Consider the following 19,242-nt stretch of genomic DNA (forward strand, 5'->3'; position numbering starts at 1 on the left):
TATAAGGCGGTCTATTTGATCGCCTTTATTTTTGTAGAACCAGGGTAGTCATCGCTCTAATATCCTGAACATTCGTAGTCTTTATAGGTTCCAGCAGTTTAAGATTGTATTTGTCCAGCAATTGGGAAATAGTCTCTCTGTTTAAATAATAGCCTGCTTTCCTATCATTATAAGAATCAGATAAGTCTTCTGTAGTTTCCCGCAAACCAATATTAGAAGCTGTTCTAATTAAAATACTTCCTGTAGGCTTCAAAACTCTTATCAATTCTGAAAACATTTTACAAAAATGATTTTCATCTTCAGCAAAATGAAGTACAGCGCTGCAAATGATATGATCAAAATGAGCATCTGGAAATGGTATTTCTGAAAGCCTTGCATGGATCAAATTCTCCTTTAAATTTGGAAAGATTTCCCTCGTGATGCTCAACCTTTCAACGTCCATGTCAATTCCCCAAATATTATAATCGAATCCTGCGAACCATCTTAGATTTCTTCCTTCACCACATCCTGCATCAAGTATTCTATCATTTCTCCTATACTTCTGCTTCATGATCTGGTCGATCAGGTAGATATCCATGTTTTGTATGTACTTAAATATTTGTGATTCTTCCATCGGAGTCTTATTTTCGAAACAAAGATAGAGAAGCAACTTATGTTACTCAACAGGTGGCAATTCTATCTTACTTTAGCAAAAAAATTAAATGAACCTCTTCCAAAGATTATTTCGAAGTCAGCAAAACAAAAATCACAACATAGTCAGGTTAGATCCGGTTGATTTTAAAAAAGCCATTTCAAAAAATTCCGGGAAACTTATCGATGTGCGTACGAAAAGAGAATTCGCTACCGGTGTAATTCCCGGCGCGATCAATCACGATCTTATGCAAAAGAATGATTTTCTACAGGCATCATTTCATTGGTCCAAATCTGAGCCTGTTTATCTTTACTGTCAGTCCGGAATGAGAAGTATGAAGGCTGCCAGGCTTTTATCCCGCAATGGTTTTACAAAGATCTATGATTTAAGAGGAGGAATCTCAGGATATGATCTCTAAAAAAAATTCATGAGAAAAATAAATTACGCAATCTTCTTATTATCAATTTTAGGTTTTTCATTTGCAGGGCATGCCCAAGATAGAAAGGAATACGGCAGCTGGAATGCTGCATTTGTAACTAAGAATATTGGCGAAGACTGGAATGTAAGGCTCGAATATCATCATCGTACCACTTCTTTTCTTAAGTATCACGAACAAACTGTAATTCGGCCGTCTGTCGATTATCGACTTGATAGTATTTTTAGTTTTGCTGCCGGGTATAGTTATCTGCATAATGATCAAAATATAAACATCGCCAAACCAGATTTTTATGAGCATAATCTCTGGCAACAGGTTGCACTGTCCCACGAAATTGGTTCAATGAATTTTAATCATCGATTGAGAGTAGAGGAACGTTTTATCGATGCGATCGTAGAGCGTGATGGCCAGCAGCTAATTGATGGTAGTAATTACCGAACCCGATTAAGATACCGCTTGACAGCCAGTATAAATTTGTTGAAAAATCCAAACATATCTCTGGTCGCTTACGACGAGTTATTTCTAAATTTTGATTCCGGGATCTTACCAGATACTGTAGATCAAAACTGGGTTTTTATAGGCCCGCAAATAGGACTTGCGAAAGGCCTGAACATCACCTCTGGCTATCATTATATAGTGTTACCTCGATCTGGAAATGACCTGCACAGGCATATATGGGATACCATTTTAAGTTATACTTTCTAAAATGAAGCGCTTAGGGAATTTCCAGGTGAAGGATTACTTTTTCGTAAGCTTGCAATTCTTATTATTCATTGCTTATTTCATACCGGTAGATCTCTTTAGAATAGAGCTACCTGGTTGGTTGAGAATGATCGCTTTAGTTTTAGTTATTTTCGGGATTGGCCTAGCTTTATTTACACTATTTCAACTACGAAATATGTTGTCTGTATTTCCTACACCAGTAAATAGCGGGAAATTGATTACCAGTGGTGCATTTTCGATATCCAGACATCCAATCTATACTGCAATAATTCTCTCTGCTTTTAGCTTCGGAATTTTTTCTGAATCGGCATTTCGACTAATAATTACAATATTGCTATTCATATTTTTCTATTTTATATCTAATTATGAAGAGCAGCTATTACTACTGAAGTATCCCGAATACTCAAATTATAAAAAGTCTACCAGAAAATTCTTATAAAAAAAGCCACTCCGCAGAGTGGCTTTTATATTCAGCAGCTTGAAAGACTACTTTTTTGGACTCAATGAATATTGAAGTCCGATAGTTCCAGCGAGTTGGTTTTTCATCTGAATACCATTCACATCCTGATATAATGGTAGCTTTACTTCAATACCGACTCTTAGGTTCTTCAATGTTCCAGTTAATACGTAAAAATTACTTCCAATGCCCAGATCTAACTGACTCCTACCCGAATTTGTAGTATCGAATAAGGGCATCATCATAGGATTCATTTCTACATCAACACCATCGATCTCCTGTTGATCGAAGTAACTCAAACTACCTGAAACACTCCAACTCTGGAATAGACTATACGCAGTCCATGCGACTGCATCAAAGCGATTTCCTAGATTATAATCTTGAGAATTTTCACCTAATCTAAACTTAAATTTTGGCTGAATACCCCAGGAAAGTTTATCAATTTGTCCAAGATAAGTAACTCCTATTGTTGGGTCCAGCGTACCACTGCCCAACTGCATAGGGTATGCAAGTCTCGCATTCTCCATCATTGGCGTATCACCAGACTGTTCCAGATCACCGGTAGGTATCGACACACCAATATTCGCGTGCATTTTTTGCCTGTTCTTATCATAAAAGTTCACCAGCGCATTTACGGCGATATCACCAAATCCTGAAGATTCTGTAGTGAAATTCATACCCATTTTAGATCTAAGAACCATATCGTTATAAATATAGTTCAGCATAGCCGCAAGGGTTACTTTATTGGAAATGGCGTACATCGCTCCAAGCATATGCATATCCATACGCATATCTTGAGGAACCGCCATATACCTGTCGAATACCTCTCCATTTTCGATCTCATCACTACCATTTATCAATCCGTCCATCCACATTGGCATATATCGGTATGAGAGCATAAACTCACCTTTGTTATGAGTATGATCACCCATAATGCTAATTGGTGCATGTCCATCTGCCCTGTCACTACTCCACTTCTCCTGCGCTACCATCATGTTTGAGCACAACAATACTGATCCCAAAAAAGGGATTAAAAATTTCTTCATTTCTTGATATTAAAAGTTGACTTATTTTTTCACACGGATAGCAGAAAATTCTGCGGAGGAGGAGAAGGAATTTCAGTAATATATTCTGTAGCAACTATTTTGTAATCAGGCAATACCTTACTAGAACCTGTAACGAATTGAGTTGTAATTATCTTAGTTCCCTGATGGAAATAAAGTGGTAAAGGTTTATACCTGTAATCAACAAGTCGTTCTTCTGAAGTATCATTCTTGATAATCGAGCTTTCTGAAAGTTGATCTTTCAAATAACACTTTCCATCACATTCAAGTTCAGGTTTGTCCTTGTTGATACAAAGAACTTCTACTATATAATCGTAATTAATAAAATATTCGAAAACTGGAAGAACAGGTGCCAATATGCTCCAGATAAAGAGGGAAAGTATGAATAGACTGAAAGACTTTTGCATGGCCATTTTTCCGACCGCAAAGATACGATGAACCAAGGCTTGCAAATTGAAATTTCCAGGGAAAATTGATGATACTGAATGTTAATTTATTCTAGTATTGCCAGAACCTGCGTGAGTTCAGCGCGGGTGTTCCAGAGTTTTTCCTGCACGCTAATTTGCTTCAGTCGTGCACTTATCAAACTCTTTTCCCGGGTATTCACCAGGAATACAGAACTTTCGCCAAGTTGCAGCTTTCGTTCTTCAGCATTCAGCATGATTTCGTAATTTTCTACCAATTGATTGATCATCAATACCTGCTCCTGGTAGGACAGAAATTGCTCTTTCAATGCTCTTATTTTATTCTGAAGATTGAGCTGTTCACTATATAATTCTAATTCTGCATCCTGAAGTTTGATCTTCGATTTTTGTAGATCTCCGCGTTCTTTCCGAAGAAATAAAGGAATACTGAAGTTTACACCCACCTTATAATTCTCATTAACAAAACTCCTTAAAATATCGGGATCGCCACTTAGAAAATTATATTCAAGGTCCAGTTTCGGTAATAGTTTATTAGCCTTTAATCTTCTGTCAAATTCAAGAATCTCCACTTTATACTCCAATGAGCGAATCTTTGGGTGCGTGGTAATTTCAGTATCACTTAAGAATTCGGCAGGAATCGTGCTATTTTCGAACAACGCATCTTCAGGATACACACGCTCCCTAATGACCAAAGGTGTATTATTTTCAGCCCATAAATAAGTTCCTAATTGCTGAGAGGCTTTGAAAAACTTCAATCGTGCCTGCTCCAGACTCAGCTTACGGTCCTGTATTTGAATATCGGCTTCCAGAGTATCAATAGCCGGCTTATCCCCTACTTCAAAGCTGGAAAGGATTCCGTCATATCGAAACTGCGCATTCTCAATAAAGTTGTTGTACAACTTAAGCTCCCGATACGCACTAATCCAATCAAAATAAGCTACAGATGCGTCATAAAGAACTTTGTTCACCGCCAGTTGTTGATCTGCAAGAGATTGCTGCTGGTACGCTTTTGCTTGTTTCAATGCAGCCATTCGCTCGTTGATGAACAAACCCTGTCCTATAGGTACAGAGATTCCTGCTGCAAATAAACCATCATCTGGCACCGTATTTTGCGGGTTCAAATAAAAACCTTCGTTCTGTTCAAATTTCGCCTTCAGTTCAACTCCATACCAGGTTGGGATCTTAAAAGCTGCATTGAAAAGATCAAAATACCGGGTATCCTTAAAGTCCTTTCGATCGTAATTAGCTTCAATCTTCGGGTCAAACCCACCTCTAGCCTTGAGCAATTCTGCGTCACCAAGATCGGCTTTCAACCTTGCTTGTCTAACTACCGGATGAAAGGTTTTAACCATCTGCAGGTATTCCTCAAAATTGAGTACTATACTATCCTGAGTCTGGCCATATTGTAACACAGGCAGAAGCAGCAAGGCAATAAGCAAAGTCTTTTTTAAATTCATTCCTTCTTATCGGTTTGAGTTTGACCTTCCGGAGTATAGTAATTTGGAGGGAAGCCATTCAAATGACGCCATAATTCATACCATATCGGTACGTCTTCCAGCAAAGCCAAGGTATTAGCCCCCGACCCCACTCTTAAAGCATCTGGCCATTCATGATCGTTTTCATCTGGAGCCAGTAAAACTCTGTATTTTCCATTCGGACTAATAAAATTCTCTATAGCCACTACTTTGGCTCCATAAGTACCGTAAGATACATTTGGCCATCCGCTGAAAACGATCGCTGGCCAGCCGTCAAACTGAACTCTAACCTCTTCACCCTTATGCAATAGCGGCAAATCAATTGGTTTCACAAAGGTTTCCACAGCAAGATCATATTCTGAAGGCATGATATTCACCAGCTGCTCTCCTTCTTTAAAAGTTTCACCAATCCCGGCTTTTATAGCCTTATTTATATATCCATTCTGCGGAGCTTTGACATAGTAAAGATCCTGCCTCATTTCATAATTCGTATAAGCGTTCTCCAGTTTACTCACTTCAGCCTGAGCATCGAATTTCCCTGATTCAGCGGAAGAACGATCACTCTGAGTCTTGGAGATCTTATCGCTATACTCTGCAGCTGTACGATTAATTTCGATCCTGGCATTTATAATATCATTTCTACTCGCCATAAGCTTATTTTCTTGCGAAATAAGTTTAGCTTGAGTTTCCTGTAGTTTAAGTCGCTTTTCTTCAACATCTGTCATCGCTTTCAAACCTTCTTCCTGAAGGGTCTTAGTACGATTAAACTGAGTTTCTGCAATGCTTAGATTTGTCTTAGCAGCCTGCAGATCAATGCTGTCACTTTTGGTTTTCAGTTTTGCCTGCTCCAGTTTGTTTCTCGCCTGTTCCAGTTTGAGTTCGCGCTCCTGAGCCAGCGCCTGCAACTGCGTGCCTAAAGCCGAGATCTTTTGATCGTAGGATTTCAATGAATTAGATTTGGAGGCTACCTGGTCACCGGTTCTTTCTACCAAGGATGGATCAAAATATTCATTTTTAACTTCGGTAATATGTAGGATCGTATCTCCTTTTTCAACATAATCTCCTTCATTTACGAACCATTTTTCGATTTTACCCGGGATGACCGACTGTATTGTTTGTGGCCTTTGCTCTGGACTTAATGTAGTCACAGAACCATTTCCCGATATCGTCTGGGTCCACGGAAGAAAAAGTACGATGACTCCGAAGATCGCAGAGAACTTCAGGAATCTGTTGAAGTATTTAAAGTGTCTTGTATGCAGAACCTTTTTCCCGGCTTTGAATTGCCTTAGGTCAACATGCTCATTCAATGGATTTCTGGTAATATTAAGCATAGTCTTTAAAGATTAGATTCAAGTTTACCATCACGAAGAATGATATGACGATTACAACGATTCTGCCATACCTCGTCTCCACTGGCAACTATGATAGACCATTGTTGATCTTCAGCCATTAGATGATCTACAATTCGTTTCTCATCTTCATAATCAATTTGATGCAAAGGTTCGTTGAGGATCAACAATCTTGGCTCGCGCAATAAGGTCCTGGCTAAAATGATCTTTTTGGCGATGGTATGAGGTAATTTCATTCCTTCAGGATAAATTAAAGTTTCCAGACCATCGGGTTGCTGACGTACAAATTCTTTCAAACCTGTCTTATCCAGTACTGAAAAGATCGCAGAATTAGTGATCGTATCATCACCGAAAGTAAGATTGTCGAATAAAGTACCTTCAAACAGTGATTCTTCTGTGAGCGACTGCCCTAAAAGACCATGATAATAGTTTAGATCTATATTCTTCAACGAAATCCCGTTCACGTAGATTTTTCCCTGAGTAGGTTCTACAAGTCCTGCAATGATCCTGAGTAACAAAGATTTCCCGGAACCATTTGGACCTTTGAGCAGAATCTTCTCTCCCGCCTTGATCGTTAAATTAATATCTTTTAGAATTTCCTGTCCATCAGGCGTTTTAAAGCCAATATTCTTAAGTTCTATTTCCAGATTTTTATGTTCTGAAAAAGAAGTGTCTCCACCAGATCTTTCAAGCTTTTTATCAACTACTTCCCCAAGTTTTTCGAGGGAAGTTAGCAGGTCGTAAAAGTTTTCCAGTCCCATGATCATCTTTTCTACAGAACTAATGATCAATAAGATGATGATCTCTGCGGCTACAAACTGCCCGATATTCATTTGCTGATTAAGCACCAGGAAACCTCCAATTAAAAGTAAACCGGCAGTAACAAGTGTTTTGAAACCTACCATTTGAATGAACTGAAGCTTAAGCACCTGGAAGTGGCTCTCTCGTTCTTCAAGGTATTTGGTTACAAGCACATCATTCTTTTGGATAGCATGTTTGGTTTTACCAGCTACTTTAAAACTAATTAAGGTTCTGGCTACTTCCTGTATCCAATGAGCGATCTTATACTTCATTTTCGATTCCTTGATACTCGTATTCAAACCTCGTTTCGCAGTAAATCTGAAAACTAAATAAATTAGAAGCACCAGTAGTATTCCGTAGAAAATAAAGAAAGGGTGATATAGAGAAAGGAGTATTAATCCAAAAACGATCTGCAAAATTGCCGCTGGAAAGTCCAGAACCAGTTTCGCGATCCCCTTCTGTATGGTAATGACATCAAAAAATCTATTGGCGAGCTCTGGAGGATAAAAGTTATCAAGCTCAGACATCTTGATCTTCGGAAATCTATAAGTAAATTCAAAAGACGCTCTGGTAAATATTTTCTGCTGAATGTTCTCCAGAATTCTGATCTGCATTAGCTGAAGCACTCCAACAAAAGCAACTCCTAGAGTTACCAGAATTACCAGAATGATCCACGAAGTAGTGATACGAGCACCCTGAATTAGGTTTACAATTGCCTGAATTCCCAGTGGTACCGACAGGTTTACCAATCCAGCGAATATTGCGTAATAAAGGATTTGCAGAAAATCTTTTTTATCAAGCTTTAGCAAGCCAACAAATCGCTGCCAGGCGGTCATTTTTTCTTCAGCCATTGAATTCAATTTTTAAGGTATTGATCACGAGGTCTTTAAAATAATTGGATACACTTTTCTTTTCTGTACAGTCTGTGATCGACTGAATATGATCTTTTAGGAAATGCTGATGTAATGCGCCGTCCAGAACCATGCTGGAGAGACTAAGAGAATATTGATAATCTGTTGACACTTCAGAAATCATTTCTGCTATCCTGGTAACCAGTCTCTTATAGATGGAAAAATAACCTTCTTTATTATCTGTTTCCACCTCTTTCGTGAGATAGGACTTTGAAGATTCATTAATGATGATATGGTTCAGGGCAACCTCGTTAATATGCTGAAATCTAAAATCCTGAACAACAGGATGCGTGATCACTTCAATGGCTTTCAGTAATTTTTCATTAGAGTCTGAAATGCCATATGTCGACATTGTTAATTGAAATTCTTTCCAGCCCCAGAACCAGTTAGTAATATATACCAAAAACTTATGCTTGTTCTCGAAATAGCGATAAATAGAACTTTCGTTTGACTTGATCTTGACACCTAGTTTTTTGAAGGTGAACTTCTCAAAACCTATATCGTCAATGAGAAGGATTCCCTGACCTACGATCTTTTTCCCTAACTCGCTGGATTCAGGATCTTTCAGAAATAATTCTGAATTCACCGAAATATTTATGTTCTGATATAATTTATCCACATAATCTTATTTCAGGCAAACCTAATAGTATTACTATTAATATATGATAGTTTATATCTTAATTAACAGTTGTTAAACTCTCACAGATATAAGAAACCCGGAAAATTTTCCGGGTTATAATCTTAAACTTCCTGAACACCGGGTTCCAGCGGTGCTTCTATTAGTTTTTCAGGTGTTATAGGTAGCTCTCGCATTCTTTTACCGGTAGCATTAAAAATGGCATTCGATAGTGAAGCGGCGACACTGGTTATTCCAAGTTCCCCAATTCCTTTGATTCCCATTTTGTTAGCGATCTTATCTTCTTCTGGAAGAAAAATAACATCAATGTTCGCCATATCCAGGTTCACCGGAACATGGTAATCTGCAAAGGAACGGGTAATGAAATTCCCGAAATTTGGCTCCACATCTGTCTTTTCGGCAATCGCCATTCCTGCTCCCATGGTAAGTCCGCCAATTATTTGTCCGTATGCAGTCTTAGGGTTTAAAATTTTTCCAGCAGCTCCAACATTAACCATTCTTTCGATCCTCCACATTCCTGTATCTTTATCTACCCAGACTTCAGCGAAGTTGGCACCAAAAGAGAATACAGAATGTTTTTCAAATTCTGTAGAAGGCTCGGCCATCCCGGTCATTTCAAATTTGGTTAGCTGATTCTGCTTCAAAAGTTCAGCTAAGGCAACCTCTTGATCTTCAGGAATACTTCTATCATCTTTTAGTTTCATGACGGCATTCTCACAGGCAGCTCTGGCACCATTACAATAAGATGCAGCACCCCATGATCCTCCAGACCCAGGAGTTACCGGGAAGTTGGAATCTCCAAGTTCTACTTTGACCTGTTCCACTGGAATCCCTAGATATTCCGCAGCAGTTTGAGCCACGATCGTATAAGTTCCTGTACCAATATCGGTCGCATCCATTTGTATAGTCGCTTCTACCTTCTCTTCAACAAGCTCTAGCAGTACTTTTGCGTGCGTTTTGCGATAAGGTGAATTTCTGGAAGCCGCACTAACACCATATCCTACAAGCCAGTTTCCTTTTATATTCGTTCGAGGTTGGTCCTTGCGATTTTTCCACCCAAATTTTTCAGCGCCAATGCGCAAACATTCAACCAACAATCGTGATGAAAAAGGTTGGTTCTTATGAAGATCTGTTTGAGTATCGTTTTTGATCCTAAATTCTAATGGATCCATCTTTAACTTCCAGGCCATTTCATCCATCGCAGATTCCAGTGCAAAACTTCCCGTAGCTTCTCCCGGAGCTCTCATCGCAAACGGTGTTTGAAGGTTCATGGGCATCAGTCGCTCGGTCACCTTGGCATTCGGACTGTTATATAACATTTTTGAAACCATTCCGCACGGTTCCTGGTACACTAGATTCGGGGAAGTATGCGATAAGGTATCATGAGAAAGTGCCGTCAAGGTTCCATCCTTTTTAGCGCCAATCTTCATGGTTTGCTCGTTCTTTTGTCGCAGTCCGGTATTGGTAAACATCTGTGTCCTGGTAACGGTAACCTGCACAGGTCTGCCCACCTTTTTAGCCGCCATGACCGCGAGGGTAACATGCCGCTCTACATTAAGTTTGGAACCAAAACCTCCCCCAACATAAGCTGCAACCACCCGTACATCCTTCTGCGGAATCTGGAAAGTATCTGATATGGCTATGGTAGCATCTTCCACCATTTGCTGACTAGCATAAGCAGTGACTTTACCATTATTCCACTCGGCAATCACTGCATGAAGTTCCATGGGATGATGATGTTCGATCGGGGTTATATAAGTCTGCTCGATGACCTCATCTGCTTCAGCAAGTCCTTTTTCCATATCACCACGAGAATAATCTGAATCCTCGCCTGGAAAAAATGCATTATCCCGATGTTTATCAAAATGTATCGCAGGATCACTCGCCTTGCTATATTCGAATTTAACCAGCCTCGCAGCATATTGAGCCTGTTCGAAAGTTTCAGCAACCACAACCCCTACGTATTCTCCATAATAGTGCACTTTATTACTCTGAAGTACCGGTGCAATTGTATCTGTAGCGATCTGATAGCGATCTTTCTTGAAATCGTTGAGCTTTTCAGCGTTCTTGTGGGTTATTACCGCAAGTACGCCGGCAGCATTTTCTGCTTCCGTAGTATCTATAGAAACAATAGTTCCTTTCGCAATGGTACTATTGATACCCTGAGCGTAAACTTTATTCTCTATAGGAAATTCTGAAGCATATGTGGCTTTGCCGGTAACTTTCAAGTGTCCTTCTACCCGGTCTATAGCTGCACCAACTCCAGTTTTGTTCATTGTCTTCATCTTATAATTTTTTGAAATTGGTTATGCTGTTCGATTTGTAGCCTGCTCCAGTGCCCGCACTATAGCTTTCTTACCCATCTCGACCTTGTATTTATTCTTTTCAAAAGGCTTGGCATCTTTTAGAGCTAGTTCCGCTGCCTTTTCAAAATTCTCGGTATTTGCCTTTTTACCATTCAGAAAATCTTCCGCTTCTGAAAGTTTCCAGGGTTTATGAGCAACTCCACCCATGGCCAGACCTACTTTGGAAATCATCCCATTTTGAATAGACAATCCTGCTGCGACTGAAATAAGCGCAAAAGCATAACTGGAACGTTCTCTAATCTTCAGGTAATAGTAATTATCTGCAAATTCCGGAGAAGATAAATGTATCTGCGTTATAAGCTCTCCTTCTTCTAGAGTAGTATCTTTTTCAGGTCTATCGCCGGGCAATCTATGGAATTCGTTAAATGGAATTTTACGACTGGAACCGTCTGTCTTCTGAACCTCAACTTCTGCTCCCATCGCAGCAAGGGCAACGCACATATCTGAAGGATGTGTAGCGATACATTCCTTGCTATAGCCAAAAATTGCATGCACTGCATTCATTCCATCTATGGCGCCGCAACCAGAACCTGGTTCTCTTTTATTGCAAGGCATCGAAGTTTCGAAGAAATATGGACATCTGGTTCTCTGCAATAAGTTACCTCCATTGGTAGCCATATTCCTGATCTGCGCAGTCGCAGCAGATAGCATCGCCATGGATAATAATGGGTAATTCTGACGGATATCCGGATGATTCGCAGTATCAGAGTTATTTAGCATCGCTCCAAGACTCCAGCCTCCAGATTGGTTTTTTTCAATTTTATTGAATTCAAGATTATTAACATCCACTAATTGATCTGGACGTTCAACATCTTCTTTCATTAGATCTACCAGATTAGTTCCTCCGGCCAGGTAATGTGTCGTTGCAGTAGTTTTCTGCAAAGCTTCCTGTGTATTTTTGGCATTCGTATAAGTGAATGGTCTCATATCTGGTTGGTATTAAGCGTTCTTTGCATTTTCCATTTGTTCCTGGGTAGCAAATTCCCAGGTTGGCATTTGACTATCTCCGGAATGAACCTCTTTAAAGGCCTGTACAATATTATTGTAAGCACCACAACGGCAAATATTTCCAGACATACGCTCTCTAATTTCTGCTTCGGAAAGTTTCAGGTCTTTTTTGATCGTTTTCAGATCTTCAGTTAAATAGCTGGCTTCTCCATTTTTCGCTTCTTCCAGCAAAGCTACGGAAGAACAAACCTGTCCAGGAGTACAATATCCACATTGGTAGCCATCGTGTTTCAAAAAGGCTTCCTGCATAGAATGAAGTTTCCCATCGCTGGCAAGACCTTCTACCGTGGTGATCTCTTTTTCGTTGCAGGTGGCTGCAAGAGTTAAACAGGATAATTTTCTTTTTCCATCGATCATCACCGTACATGCACCACATTGTCCATGGTCACAACCTTTTTTTGTACCGGTAAGAGCAAGACGCTCCCTGAGTGCATCAAGCAAACTCATTCTCGAATCAATATTTAGTGGTTTGCTCATATCATTCACTCGCAAATTCACTTTTACCTCATTTAATAAAACCCGTACTTCTTCTGGAAGGTCTTCCATATTACTGGCAAACAGGTCATTTGTAAAGTATGATGTTGCCCAGAGACTCATACTCGCCACTGAGACCTGCTTTAAAAAGGTTCGCCTTGAGGAACCTTTCAGCCCCATTTCATCAAAAACCTTCCTTTCATCATCGGTAAAGTCATCTGCCTCAACCTTGGCTTTCCATTTGTCTAAATCTTTCATGTAATTATTTTTGGAGGTAAGTCTACCTTTTAAAATTACAGAATTAAGACTTGGCAAATGTTACCGAAGTGTTAACAGCCAGCGTCAATGAGGCATTTGAAGCTTCTTTTAACCAAAGTTTATTATTAAATGAAAAATATCAGATGCTTAGATCAAGTCCGAACTTGAAGATAAGCCGAAGTCCAACATAAAATATCAGGACAGCAGTCAGTATTCCCAAGACTTTTAAATTGAATTTTTTACTGCTTAAATAAGAACCAATTATTCCGCCAATTACAACAGCAATGATCAATTCAAATAAAAGATCTGTATCGAGTTTAAAAGTATCTGCTATATGAAGTCCCACTAAACCTGCAATACTATTTACCAGTATAAATACTGAAGCCAGAGAGGCGATAATGCGCGCATCCTTCCACCTCATTAGGTTGAGAACAGGCGAAAGAAAAATTCCACCTCCAATACCAGAAATGCCTGATAACAATCCAATGACTCCACCCAGAACTGCCTTTTTCAGATTGGTGAATTCCGTAGATATCTGAGCAGATTTCCAATATCGAAGACACATAAAAACGCCCGCCAGTAAAAGTGCAAATCCTAAAATTATAAAGAAAATAGCCTGCGATAGTTTCACCTGAGCACCCAGATAGGCAAGGGGAATACTCAGTACGAAAAATGGCCAGAGAATACGAGGTTTTAAAACACCGTTTCTCTCGAAAAGAATGGTGCTAATTGAAACAACGCATACATTCAACACCAAAGCGGTAGACCGAATTTCATAGAAATCGGCCATTACAAGGCTAAGTATAGCCAGGTAACTGGATCCTCCACCAAACCCTACCGAACTATAGAATAGCGCGATAAAGAAAAATAACAGTGGTAGGTATTCCAGAGGCATGCTAGGAGATCAGAAATGTTTTAATTAATGATCCTTTTTCTATTTTTTTGAAAGCTTCAACATAGGCCAGGGCATTACCTTTTGCCATTGAACCTATCATGGAAGATCCCTGTGCATTTAAAATCTCTACCAGATTATTACCAATATTAGCTTTTAGGAAAACCGGACGGTCTCCCTTGTTCTCGAAATCTTTGGAAACTGGCAAATTAAGTTCTAGTAATCCTTTCCCAGGAAGTCCGCTAAGCTTTTGTAAAAGCGGTAACACATAAATATAAAAGCAACTAAGAGAAGATGCGGGATTTCCTGGTAGCGCAAATACAAATTGATTTCCTTTCCTTCCAAAATATAATGGTTTTCCGGGTTTTTGCTTCACCTTATAGAATAGCTCTTCTACCCCGTTCTCCTCCAGCGCCTGCTTTACAAAATCGTAATCTCCCACTGAAATTCCTCCTGAAAGAATCAATACTTCCGTATTTTCTAAAGCTTGAGAAATTCCAGTTTTGATCAATTCAAAATCATCCTCCATCTGTATGCTTGCGGAACTGGAAAATCCTTTGCTTTTCAATGCCGCTTCTATAGCACCACTGTTGGACTCATAAATCTGCCCGGCTTGCAATGATTCTCCCGGGGCGACCAGTTCATTCCCAGTGGTGATCAACTGAATGATCGGTTTCTTAAATACTTTTATTTTATGGAGCCCAAGACTACCTAGCATCCCAATTCCTGCAGCGGTAATTTGATAAGACTTGCTAAAAACCAGCTCATCTTTATTTAGCTCTTCACCTTTTTTTCGAATGCACTGACCTTCTTTTGGTAACTCCTTAAGAATAAGTAAGTTCTCTTTTACCTCTGTTTTTTCCTGCATGATCACTGCGGAAGAGCCTTCCGGAACTTTTGCACCGGTAAAGATTCGAACAGCTTCACCTTTCTTCACTATAAACTCCTTTGAATCACCTGCAGCGACTTCGCCAACAATTTTATATTCCTGCTGAAGTCCGCCCAAAGCATAACCATCCATAGCCGAGTTATCAAAACCAGGCAGATCAAAACCTGCTTTTAAATCTTCAGCCAAAACTCTGTCCAGTGAATCCTTAAGGCTCACAACTTCAGAATCTAGTTGAACGCTCTGTGATCTAATTATTTCTAATGCCTCCTTAATTTCTACCATTATCCTCCTATTGAGATCATAGACCGGTTTTGTTCATAATGCTCTGCATTCATTTTTACATCCATCCCATCCCTGGAATGTTTCTTTGATTTGATGGCATTTAAGATAATCGGACTTACTTCCTCACCGGCTCGCATAGGACTTAGCAGATCGGTTTCAGAATTGGCAAACAGGCAGTTTTTCATCTTTCCATCGGCAGTAACTCTAATCCGGTTACATTCGCTGCAAAAAGGATTAGTGATGGTACTAACAATGGCAAAGCTTCCAGTATGACCAGCCACTTTAAAATTTGTACTGGTACTATGCTTAGGATTTTCGAGTACTTCAATTTCTCCAAATTCTTTCTGAACTGTATCCAGTATTTCCTGTTTACTCACTCCCTTACTCCAGTCCCATTCATTTCCCTTAAATGGCATGAATTCTATGAATTTCACCACTAGATTCTTATGCTTTGTAAGCGCAATAAAATCATTGATCTCGGCATCATTTACTCCTTTTATCAGCACGATGTTAAGTTTGATATGCATACCCATCTCAAGTGCCTTCTCCAAATTAACCATTATGCGGTCATAAAAATCCCGCTTGGTTATAAAAATCGATCTTGCTTTATCTAAAGTATCAAGACTAAAATTGATCTTTTTCAAACCTATTTTTTGAAAGAGATCGAGGTATTTATCCAGTACAATACCATTTGTAGTAATCTTTAAAGTCACTCCCAATTTGGAAAGTTCCTCCACGAGATAACCAAAATTCTTGCGAACTAGAGGTTCACCTCCCGTAAGCCGAATAGTATCCACTCCAAGGTCTCTAAAGCTGGTTGCCAAACTAATGATCTCTTCCAGGGTCATAATACTGGGTTTGTCCATTAGCTGAATTCCATCTTCAGGCATACAATAAAAACATCTCAAGTTGCAACGATCTGTAAGTGAGATCCTCAAATAGGTATGTGGCCTTCCAAAATTATCTACGATCTGCTTTCTTTCTTCAATCATGTCTCTTTCCTTCTAAAACTTTAAACGCATGCAAAACATGCGGAAATATGGCGTCCATGCATTCTGCAGCGCCTTTGGTGGAACCTGGAAATGCAAGTACAAGCTTTCCCTTCATCACCCCTGCTACAGATCTTGACAGCATAGCAAAGGGCATACGTTGTTGTCCATAACTTCTAATTTGCTCTTCTACACCGGGTAGATTTTTGTCCAGCATCTTACTAATTACCCCGGGAGTATTATCTCGATCACTTACACCAGTTCCACCTGTAAAAATTACCAGGTTTCCTTCGGCATTTTCCAAAGCTGTTTTAATTTCTGAAGGTTCATCTGCAATGATCGATTTTGTGCCAGGAATATCCAGATCCTTCAATTTAGAAAGGATTATTTCTCCAGCCTTATCCTCGCCATTCCCTTTCGAAATAGTATCGGAACATACGATAATGCTTGCAGTAATCCCTTCAGAATTAATTTTAAAGGAAGATTTACCGCCTTTTTTTTGCTGGAGTTTTATACTGCCAATCTCCACCTGTTTATCGATGGGTTTCAGCATATCGTATAAGGTTAGAGCGACGATACTGGCACCATGCATAGCTTCAACCTCAACCCCGGTCTTGTAGATCGTTTTCACTTCTACAGAAATATGAATCTCAAGATTCTTTATCTCGTAATTAATACCGGTATATTCGATCGGCAATGGATGACAATCTGGAAGCAGATCTGGAGTTTTCTTCACCCCTAAAAGTCCGGCAGCTTTAGCCATTTCGAAAACATTTCCCTTAGGAACCATATTATTCTGAATGGCCATAATGGTCTCTTCCGAAGAAGTTTTTACAACCGCCACTGCCGTTGCTTCTCTCAGCGTGTTTATTTTGTGTGTGATGTCTACCATTATTTATTTACTTTCCATTGGTGAGAATCGTCCTCAAAAAGTTCTTTTCCAAAAATGGGTGCTTTCGCTTTAATCTCTTCCACGAAAAAATTACATGCCTCTATTGCTATTTTACGATGTGCCGAAGATGTGAACACGAACAAACAGATCTCGCCGGCATTCACCCTACCCATACTATGATAAATATGTGCGCAGGTAATATCGAATTTCGAGAACGCGCTTTCCCTTATTTCGTGAAAAACCTGTTCTGCCATTTCTTCATAGGCACTGTATTCTATAGCCTGAACAATTTTTGCATCTACTTCATCTGCACGAATCTGACCAAGAAAGATACTATGTGCACCAATATTGGTCTTGGACTGATGATTTGCGATGGATTTCGCGATCTTTTCTGGAGGAATTGCTCCCTCTACAAATACCTTTTTAGGTTTTTTCTTATCCATTTATGATTGTTTGAACTCCACCGGCAACATTTTTAAGATTCCCAAAATGAAATTTATTTTCTAATAACTCCTTTGCTCGCAGACTTCTAACTCCTGACTGGCAAAAGACCTGTATTTCTTTATTCTTCGGAATTTCTTCCACCCGCTTTTCCAATTGCTGAAGCGGAATTCTAAGTACATTCTTCGATTCGATCAACGGCTCTTCATGCAATTCCCGAACATCCAGGTAAAGCTGATCTGTATCTTTTAAAGTACAGTTGGTTACCATACTTTGTATACCTTTTTCCAGTATCATTGCGATCTGCTCCGGTCGTTTTTTTATCTCAATAAGCTGATCCTGTTGAAACATCAAATTCTGAATTTTTAGTTTTCCAGATAAAACTGTTCCTATTCCAAGAATGATTTTTACAGCTTCCATTGCCTGGTACATTCCGAAAATTCCAGGTAACATTCCAAGGGTTCCCGTAACTTCGCAACTTATATTCTCACGCGCTATCTTCGGAAAAAGACATCGATAACTTGGCCCAGCGTTGTAGTTGAAAACAGAACACTGACCTTCATGTTTATAAACCGAAGCATAGATCCAGGTTTTGTCTTCCAGTAAGCAGGCATCGTTGATCAGATACTTAGTTTCAAAATTATCGGTCCCATCAATGATCAGGTCGTAATTCGAGATCAGTTTGCGGACATTAGAAGTATTCAGTCTTTCATCGTAGATCTCCAGGCAAACTTCTGAATTCAATGCCCGTAATTTTTTAGCTGCAACTTCTACTTTTTTCCTATCGATATCACCTTCAGCAAACAATGTCTGCCTGTGCAAATTTGTAACAGACACGCTGTCGTGATCAAGCAAGCCAAGTCTGCCAATCCCGGCTCCTGCAAGATACGTGGCGGCGGGGCAGCCAAGGCCGCCCATTCCAATAATTAGAATGCTGGCATTCTGGAGCTTCCCCTGTCCGGAAACCCCAATATCATCTAAAGTTATTTGCCTGTCGTATCTCATCCTCCGGCGAAAGGAGGCAGAAATGCGATTTCATCTCCTTCTTTTAAAGTTTTATTTTTATCAAGTTGCTGATTCACTGCTACCTGAATTGTTTCAGAATCATCAAATTTATATTCCTCGAATACTATTCTTTTGAGTTCTGCTAGTGTATCGGCACTTTCCAATTCTTTATATTCTTCCTGTAAGCCTGCCGTTTCAGCGAGTTTTCCGAAGTATTTAAGTTTAAGCTTCATGCTCTAATTTTTTTAAAAATTGCAAATCCTTCTCTGTATCAATATCCACAATACCTTTTTCGAATAGCAGCAATTGGTAATTCGTAAGTCCGTTTTTAATCAAATCTCTCGCACCACGATCACCTTCGATCCTCATCAGGTCCGGGAAAATTTCACTGGAAAATATAGCTGGGACACCCGGAATTTCCTGGTATTGTGAAAAAGTTGCCAGACAATTTGCCGTTAAGTGTTTATCTATAAGTTCCTGTAAAACCAACTCACTTATAAATGGCTGATCTGATAGTAATACGAGGACATGCTTAATAGTAGGATGCCAATTTCGAATTTCTTCCAATCCGTTTTTTAGGCTTGTGGACATGCCTTCCTGCCAGTTTTTATTGATTAAAAGTTTGTGATTTTTAAGATCAACCTCGTTTAAAATTTTTTCCTCATTTGCGCCAAGAACAATTATTTTTTCTGAAAGATCTAAAGCTTCAGAAACATCGATACTATGCTGTAGTAGTGTTTTATTTTTGAATTTCACCAATTGTTTTGGCTTTCCCAATCGTTTACTAGAACCTGCGGCGAGAATTAGAACGGCAATATTTGATTTTTCCCCGTTCAT

The 19,242-nt window shown here is 39.4% G+C and carries 21 protein-coding genes; 3 read left to right on the forward strand and 18 right to left on the reverse strand.

What is annotated here, in order from left to right:
- Positions 1-25: 25 nt before the first annotated feature.
- On the reverse strand, positions 26-613 hold the full coding sequence (locus ACSHZO_RS11805) for a class I SAM-dependent methyltransferase (protein ID WP_298247391.1): 588 nt from the start codon (positions 611-613) through the stop codon (positions 26-28).
- An 88-nt stretch (positions 614-701) separates the two neighbouring features.
- On the opposite strand from ACSHZO_RS11805, the gene ACSHZO_RS11810 reads away from it, so the two are divergent.
- From ACSHZO_RS11810 to ACSHZO_RS11820, 3 genes are read left to right on the forward strand one after another with little or no spacing between them, the layout of a single operon-like run.
- Positions 702-1,049 carry a rhodanese-like domain-containing protein gene (locus tag ACSHZO_RS11810; protein ID WP_141877465.1) on the forward strand — a complete coding sequence of 116 codons (348 nt, stop codon included), beginning with the start codon at positions 702-704 and terminating at the stop codon, positions 1,047-1,049.
- A gap of 9 nt (positions 1,050-1,058) precedes the next feature.
- Positions 1,059-1,772, forward strand: coding sequence for a DUF2490 domain-containing protein (locus ACSHZO_RS11815; RefSeq protein WP_298247392.1), 714 nt, complete (start codon positions 1,059-1,061; stop codon positions 1,770-1,772).
- A gap of 1 nt (position 1,773) precedes the next feature.
- Positions 1,774-2,229 carry a methyltransferase family protein gene (locus tag ACSHZO_RS11820; protein ID WP_298247393.1) on the forward strand — a complete coding sequence of 152 codons (456 nt, stop codon included), beginning with the start codon at positions 1,774-1,776 and terminating at the stop codon, positions 2,227-2,229.
- A 47-nt stretch (positions 2,230-2,276) separates the two neighbouring features.
- Here ACSHZO_RS11820 and ACSHZO_RS11825 read toward each other — a convergent pair whose 3' ends face one another.
- From ACSHZO_RS11825 to ACSHZO_RS11905, 17 genes are all read right to left on the reverse strand, one after another.
- On the reverse strand, positions 2,277-3,293 hold the full coding sequence (locus ACSHZO_RS11825; RefSeq protein WP_298247394.1) for a transporter: 1,017 nt from the start codon (positions 3,291-3,293) through the stop codon (positions 2,277-2,279).
- Positions 3,294-3,322: 29 nt separating this feature from the next.
- Positions 3,323-3,718 carry a hypothetical protein gene (locus ACSHZO_RS11830; RefSeq protein ID WP_298247395.1) on the reverse strand — a complete coding sequence of 132 codons (396 nt, stop codon included), beginning with the start codon at positions 3,716-3,718 and terminating at the stop codon, positions 3,323-3,325.
- Between the two features lie 86 nt (positions 3,719-3,804).
- Positions 3,805-5,193, reverse strand: a complete 1,389-nt coding sequence (locus ACSHZO_RS11835) for a TolC family protein (protein ID WP_298247396.1) — start codon at positions 5,191-5,193, stop codon at positions 3,805-3,807.
- Positions 5,190-6,542, reverse strand: a complete 1,353-nt coding sequence (locus ACSHZO_RS11840; protein WP_298247397.1) for an HlyD family secretion protein — start codon at positions 6,540-6,542, stop codon at positions 5,190-5,192. The genes ACSHZO_RS11835 and ACSHZO_RS11840 overlap by 4 nt, the downstream gene beginning before the upstream one ends.
- 5 nt (positions 6,543-6,547) lie before the next feature.
- Positions 6,548-8,212: a peptidase domain-containing ABC transporter gene (locus ACSHZO_RS11845; protein ID WP_298247398.1), complete on the reverse strand. Its 1,665-nt coding sequence runs from the start codon at positions 8,210-8,212 to the stop codon at positions 6,548-6,550.
- Positions 8,205-8,891, reverse strand: coding sequence for a TetR/AcrR family transcriptional regulator (locus tag ACSHZO_RS11850; RefSeq protein WP_298247399.1), 687 nt, complete (start codon positions 8,889-8,891; stop codon positions 8,205-8,207). The genes ACSHZO_RS11845 and ACSHZO_RS11850 overlap by 8 nt, the downstream gene beginning before the upstream one ends.
- Before the next feature lie 122 nt (positions 8,892-9,013).
- A complete protein-coding gene (locus ACSHZO_RS11855; RefSeq protein ID WP_298247400.1) occupies positions 9,014-11,194 on the reverse strand; it encodes a xanthine dehydrogenase family protein molybdopterin-binding subunit in 2,181 nt (726 codons plus the stop codon).
- A 21-nt stretch (positions 11,195-11,215) separates the two neighbouring features.
- Complete coding sequence (locus tag ACSHZO_RS11860) at positions 11,216-12,202, reverse strand: FAD binding domain-containing protein (protein WP_298247401.1); 987 nt, start codon at positions 12,200-12,202, stop codon at positions 11,216-11,218.
- Between the two features lie 12 nt (positions 12,203-12,214).
- The gene (locus tag ACSHZO_RS11865; RefSeq protein WP_298247402.1) at positions 12,215-13,015 is read right to left on the reverse strand and encodes a 2Fe-2S iron-sulfur cluster-binding protein; all 801 of its coding nucleotides are present in this window, start codon (positions 13,013-13,015) and stop codon (positions 12,215-12,217) included.
- A 139-nt stretch (positions 13,016-13,154) separates the two neighbouring features.
- Positions 13,155-13,910 (reverse strand): TSUP family transporter, encoded by a 756-nt coding sequence (locus ACSHZO_RS11870; RefSeq protein ID WP_298247403.1) that lies wholly within the window; start codon positions 13,908-13,910, stop codon positions 13,155-13,157.
- A gap of 1 nt (position 13,911) precedes the next feature.
- Complete coding sequence (locus tag ACSHZO_RS11875; protein WP_298247404.1) at positions 13,912-15,078, reverse strand: molybdopterin molybdotransferase MoeA; 1,167 nt, start codon at positions 15,076-15,078, stop codon at positions 13,912-13,914.
- Positions 15,078-16,070 (reverse strand): GTP 3',8-cyclase MoaA, encoded by a 993-nt coding sequence (moaA, locus tag ACSHZO_RS11880; protein ID WP_298247405.1) that lies wholly within the window; start codon positions 16,068-16,070, stop codon positions 15,078-15,080. The genes ACSHZO_RS11875 and moaA overlap by 1 nt, the downstream gene beginning before the upstream one ends.
- Entirely contained in the window at positions 16,063-16,959 is an 897-nt protein-coding gene (gene moaCB, locus ACSHZO_RS11885; RefSeq protein ID WP_298247406.1) for a bifunctional molybdenum cofactor biosynthesis protein MoaC/MoaB, read from the reverse strand. The genes moaA and moaCB overlap by 8 nt, the downstream gene beginning before the upstream one ends.
- Positions 16,959-17,402, reverse strand: a complete 444-nt coding sequence (locus ACSHZO_RS11890; RefSeq protein WP_295181250.1) for a molybdenum cofactor biosynthesis protein MoaE — start codon at positions 17,400-17,402, stop codon at positions 16,959-16,961. Before ACSHZO_RS11890 ends, moaCB begins: the two co-directional genes overlap by 1 nt.
- Positions 17,395-18,405 (reverse strand): HesA/MoeB/ThiF family protein, encoded by a 1,011-nt coding sequence (locus ACSHZO_RS11895; RefSeq protein ID WP_298247407.1) that lies wholly within the window; start codon positions 18,403-18,405, stop codon positions 17,395-17,397. The genes ACSHZO_RS11890 and ACSHZO_RS11895 overlap by 8 nt, the downstream gene beginning before the upstream one ends.
- On the reverse strand, positions 18,402-18,638 hold the full coding sequence (locus tag ACSHZO_RS11900) for a MoaD/ThiS family protein (RefSeq protein WP_298247408.1): 237 nt from the start codon (positions 18,636-18,638) through the stop codon (positions 18,402-18,404). Before ACSHZO_RS11900 ends, ACSHZO_RS11895 begins: the two co-directional genes overlap by 4 nt.
- Positions 18,628-19,242, reverse strand: a complete 615-nt coding sequence (locus ACSHZO_RS11905) for a nucleotidyltransferase family protein (RefSeq protein ID WP_298247409.1) — start codon at positions 19,240-19,242, stop codon at positions 18,628-18,630. Before ACSHZO_RS11905 ends, ACSHZO_RS11900 begins: the two co-directional genes overlap by 11 nt.

This window comes from Christiangramia sp. 3-2217-3z (assembly GCF_051195275.1).
In the GTDB taxonomy this organism is placed as follows: domain Bacteria; phylum Bacteroidota; class Bacteroidia; order Flavobacteriales; family Flavobacteriaceae; genus Christiangramia; species Christiangramia marina.

Excerpts from the sequence above, each read along its gene's own strand:
- ACSHZO_RS11855 (WP_298247400.1), bottom strand. The coding sequence starts at position 11,194 with ATGAAGACAATGAACAAAACTGGAGTTGGTGCAGCTATAGACCGGGTA.
- ACSHZO_RS11815 (WP_298247392.1), top strand. The coding sequence starts at position 1,059 with ATGAGAAAAATAAATTACGCAATCTTCTTATTATCAATTTTAGGTTTT.
- ACSHZO_RS11820 (WP_298247393.1), top strand. The coding sequence starts at position 1,774 with ATGAAGCGCTTAGGGAATTTCCAGGTGAAGGATTACTTTTTCGTAAGC.
- ACSHZO_RS11860 (WP_298247401.1), bottom strand. The coding sequence starts at position 12,202 with ATGAGACCATTCACTTATACGAATGCCAAAAATACACAGGAAGCTTTG.
- ACSHZO_RS11825 (WP_298247394.1), bottom strand. The coding sequence starts at position 3,293 with ATGAAGAAATTTTTAATCCCTTTTTTGGGATCAGTATTGTTGTGCTCA.
- ACSHZO_RS11895 (WP_298247407.1), bottom strand. The coding sequence starts at position 18,405 with ATGAGATACGACAGGCAAATAACTTTAGATGATATTGGGGTTTCCGGA.
- ACSHZO_RS11865 (WP_298247402.1), bottom strand. The coding sequence starts at position 13,015 with ATGAAAGATTTAGACAAATGGAAAGCCAAGGTTGAGGCAGATGACTTT.
- ACSHZO_RS11810 (WP_141877465.1), top strand. The coding sequence starts at position 702 with ATGAACCTCTTCCAAAGATTATTTCGAAGTCAGCAAAACAAAAATCAC.
- ACSHZO_RS11870 (WP_298247403.1), bottom strand. The coding sequence starts at position 13,910 with ATGCCTCTGGAATACCTACCACTGTTATTTTTCTTTATCGCGCTATTC.
- ACSHZO_RS11875 (WP_298247404.1), bottom strand. The coding sequence starts at position 15,078 with ATGGTAGAAATTAAGGAGGCATTAGAAATAATTAGATCACAGAGCGTT.
- moaCB (WP_298247406.1), bottom strand. The coding sequence starts at position 16,959 with ATGGTAGACATCACACACAAAATAAACACGCTGAGAGAAGCAACGGCA.
- ACSHZO_RS11835 (WP_298247396.1), bottom strand. The coding sequence starts at position 5,193 with ATGAATTTAAAAAAGACTTTGCTTATTGCCTTGCTGCTTCTGCCTGTG.
- ACSHZO_RS11840 (WP_298247397.1), bottom strand. The coding sequence starts at position 6,542 with ATGCTTAATATTACCAGAAATCCATTGAATGAGCATGTTGACCTAAGG.
- ACSHZO_RS11900 (WP_298247408.1), bottom strand. The coding sequence starts at position 18,638 with ATGAAGCTTAAACTTAAATACTTCGGAAAACTCGCTGAAACGGCAGGC.
- ACSHZO_RS11905 (WP_298247409.1), bottom strand. The coding sequence starts at position 19,242 with ATGAACGGGGAAAAATCAAATATTGCCGTTCTAATTCTCGCCGCAGGT.
- ACSHZO_RS11805 (WP_298247391.1), bottom strand. The coding sequence starts at position 613 with ATGGAAGAATCACAAATATTTAAGTACATACAAAACATGGATATCTAC.
- ACSHZO_RS11845 (WP_298247398.1), bottom strand. The coding sequence starts at position 8,212 with ATGGCTGAAGAAAAAATGACCGCCTGGCAGCGATTTGTTGGCTTGCTA.
- ACSHZO_RS11890 (WP_295181250.1), bottom strand. The coding sequence starts at position 17,402 with ATGGATAAGAAAAAACCTAAAAAGGTATTTGTAGAGGGAGCAATTCCT.
- ACSHZO_RS11830 (WP_298247395.1), bottom strand. The coding sequence starts at position 3,718 with ATGCAAAAGTCTTTCAGTCTATTCATACTTTCCCTCTTTATCTGGAGC.
- moaA (WP_298247405.1), bottom strand. The coding sequence starts at position 16,070 with ATGATTGAAGAAAGAAAGCAGATCGTAGATAATTTTGGAAGGCCACAT.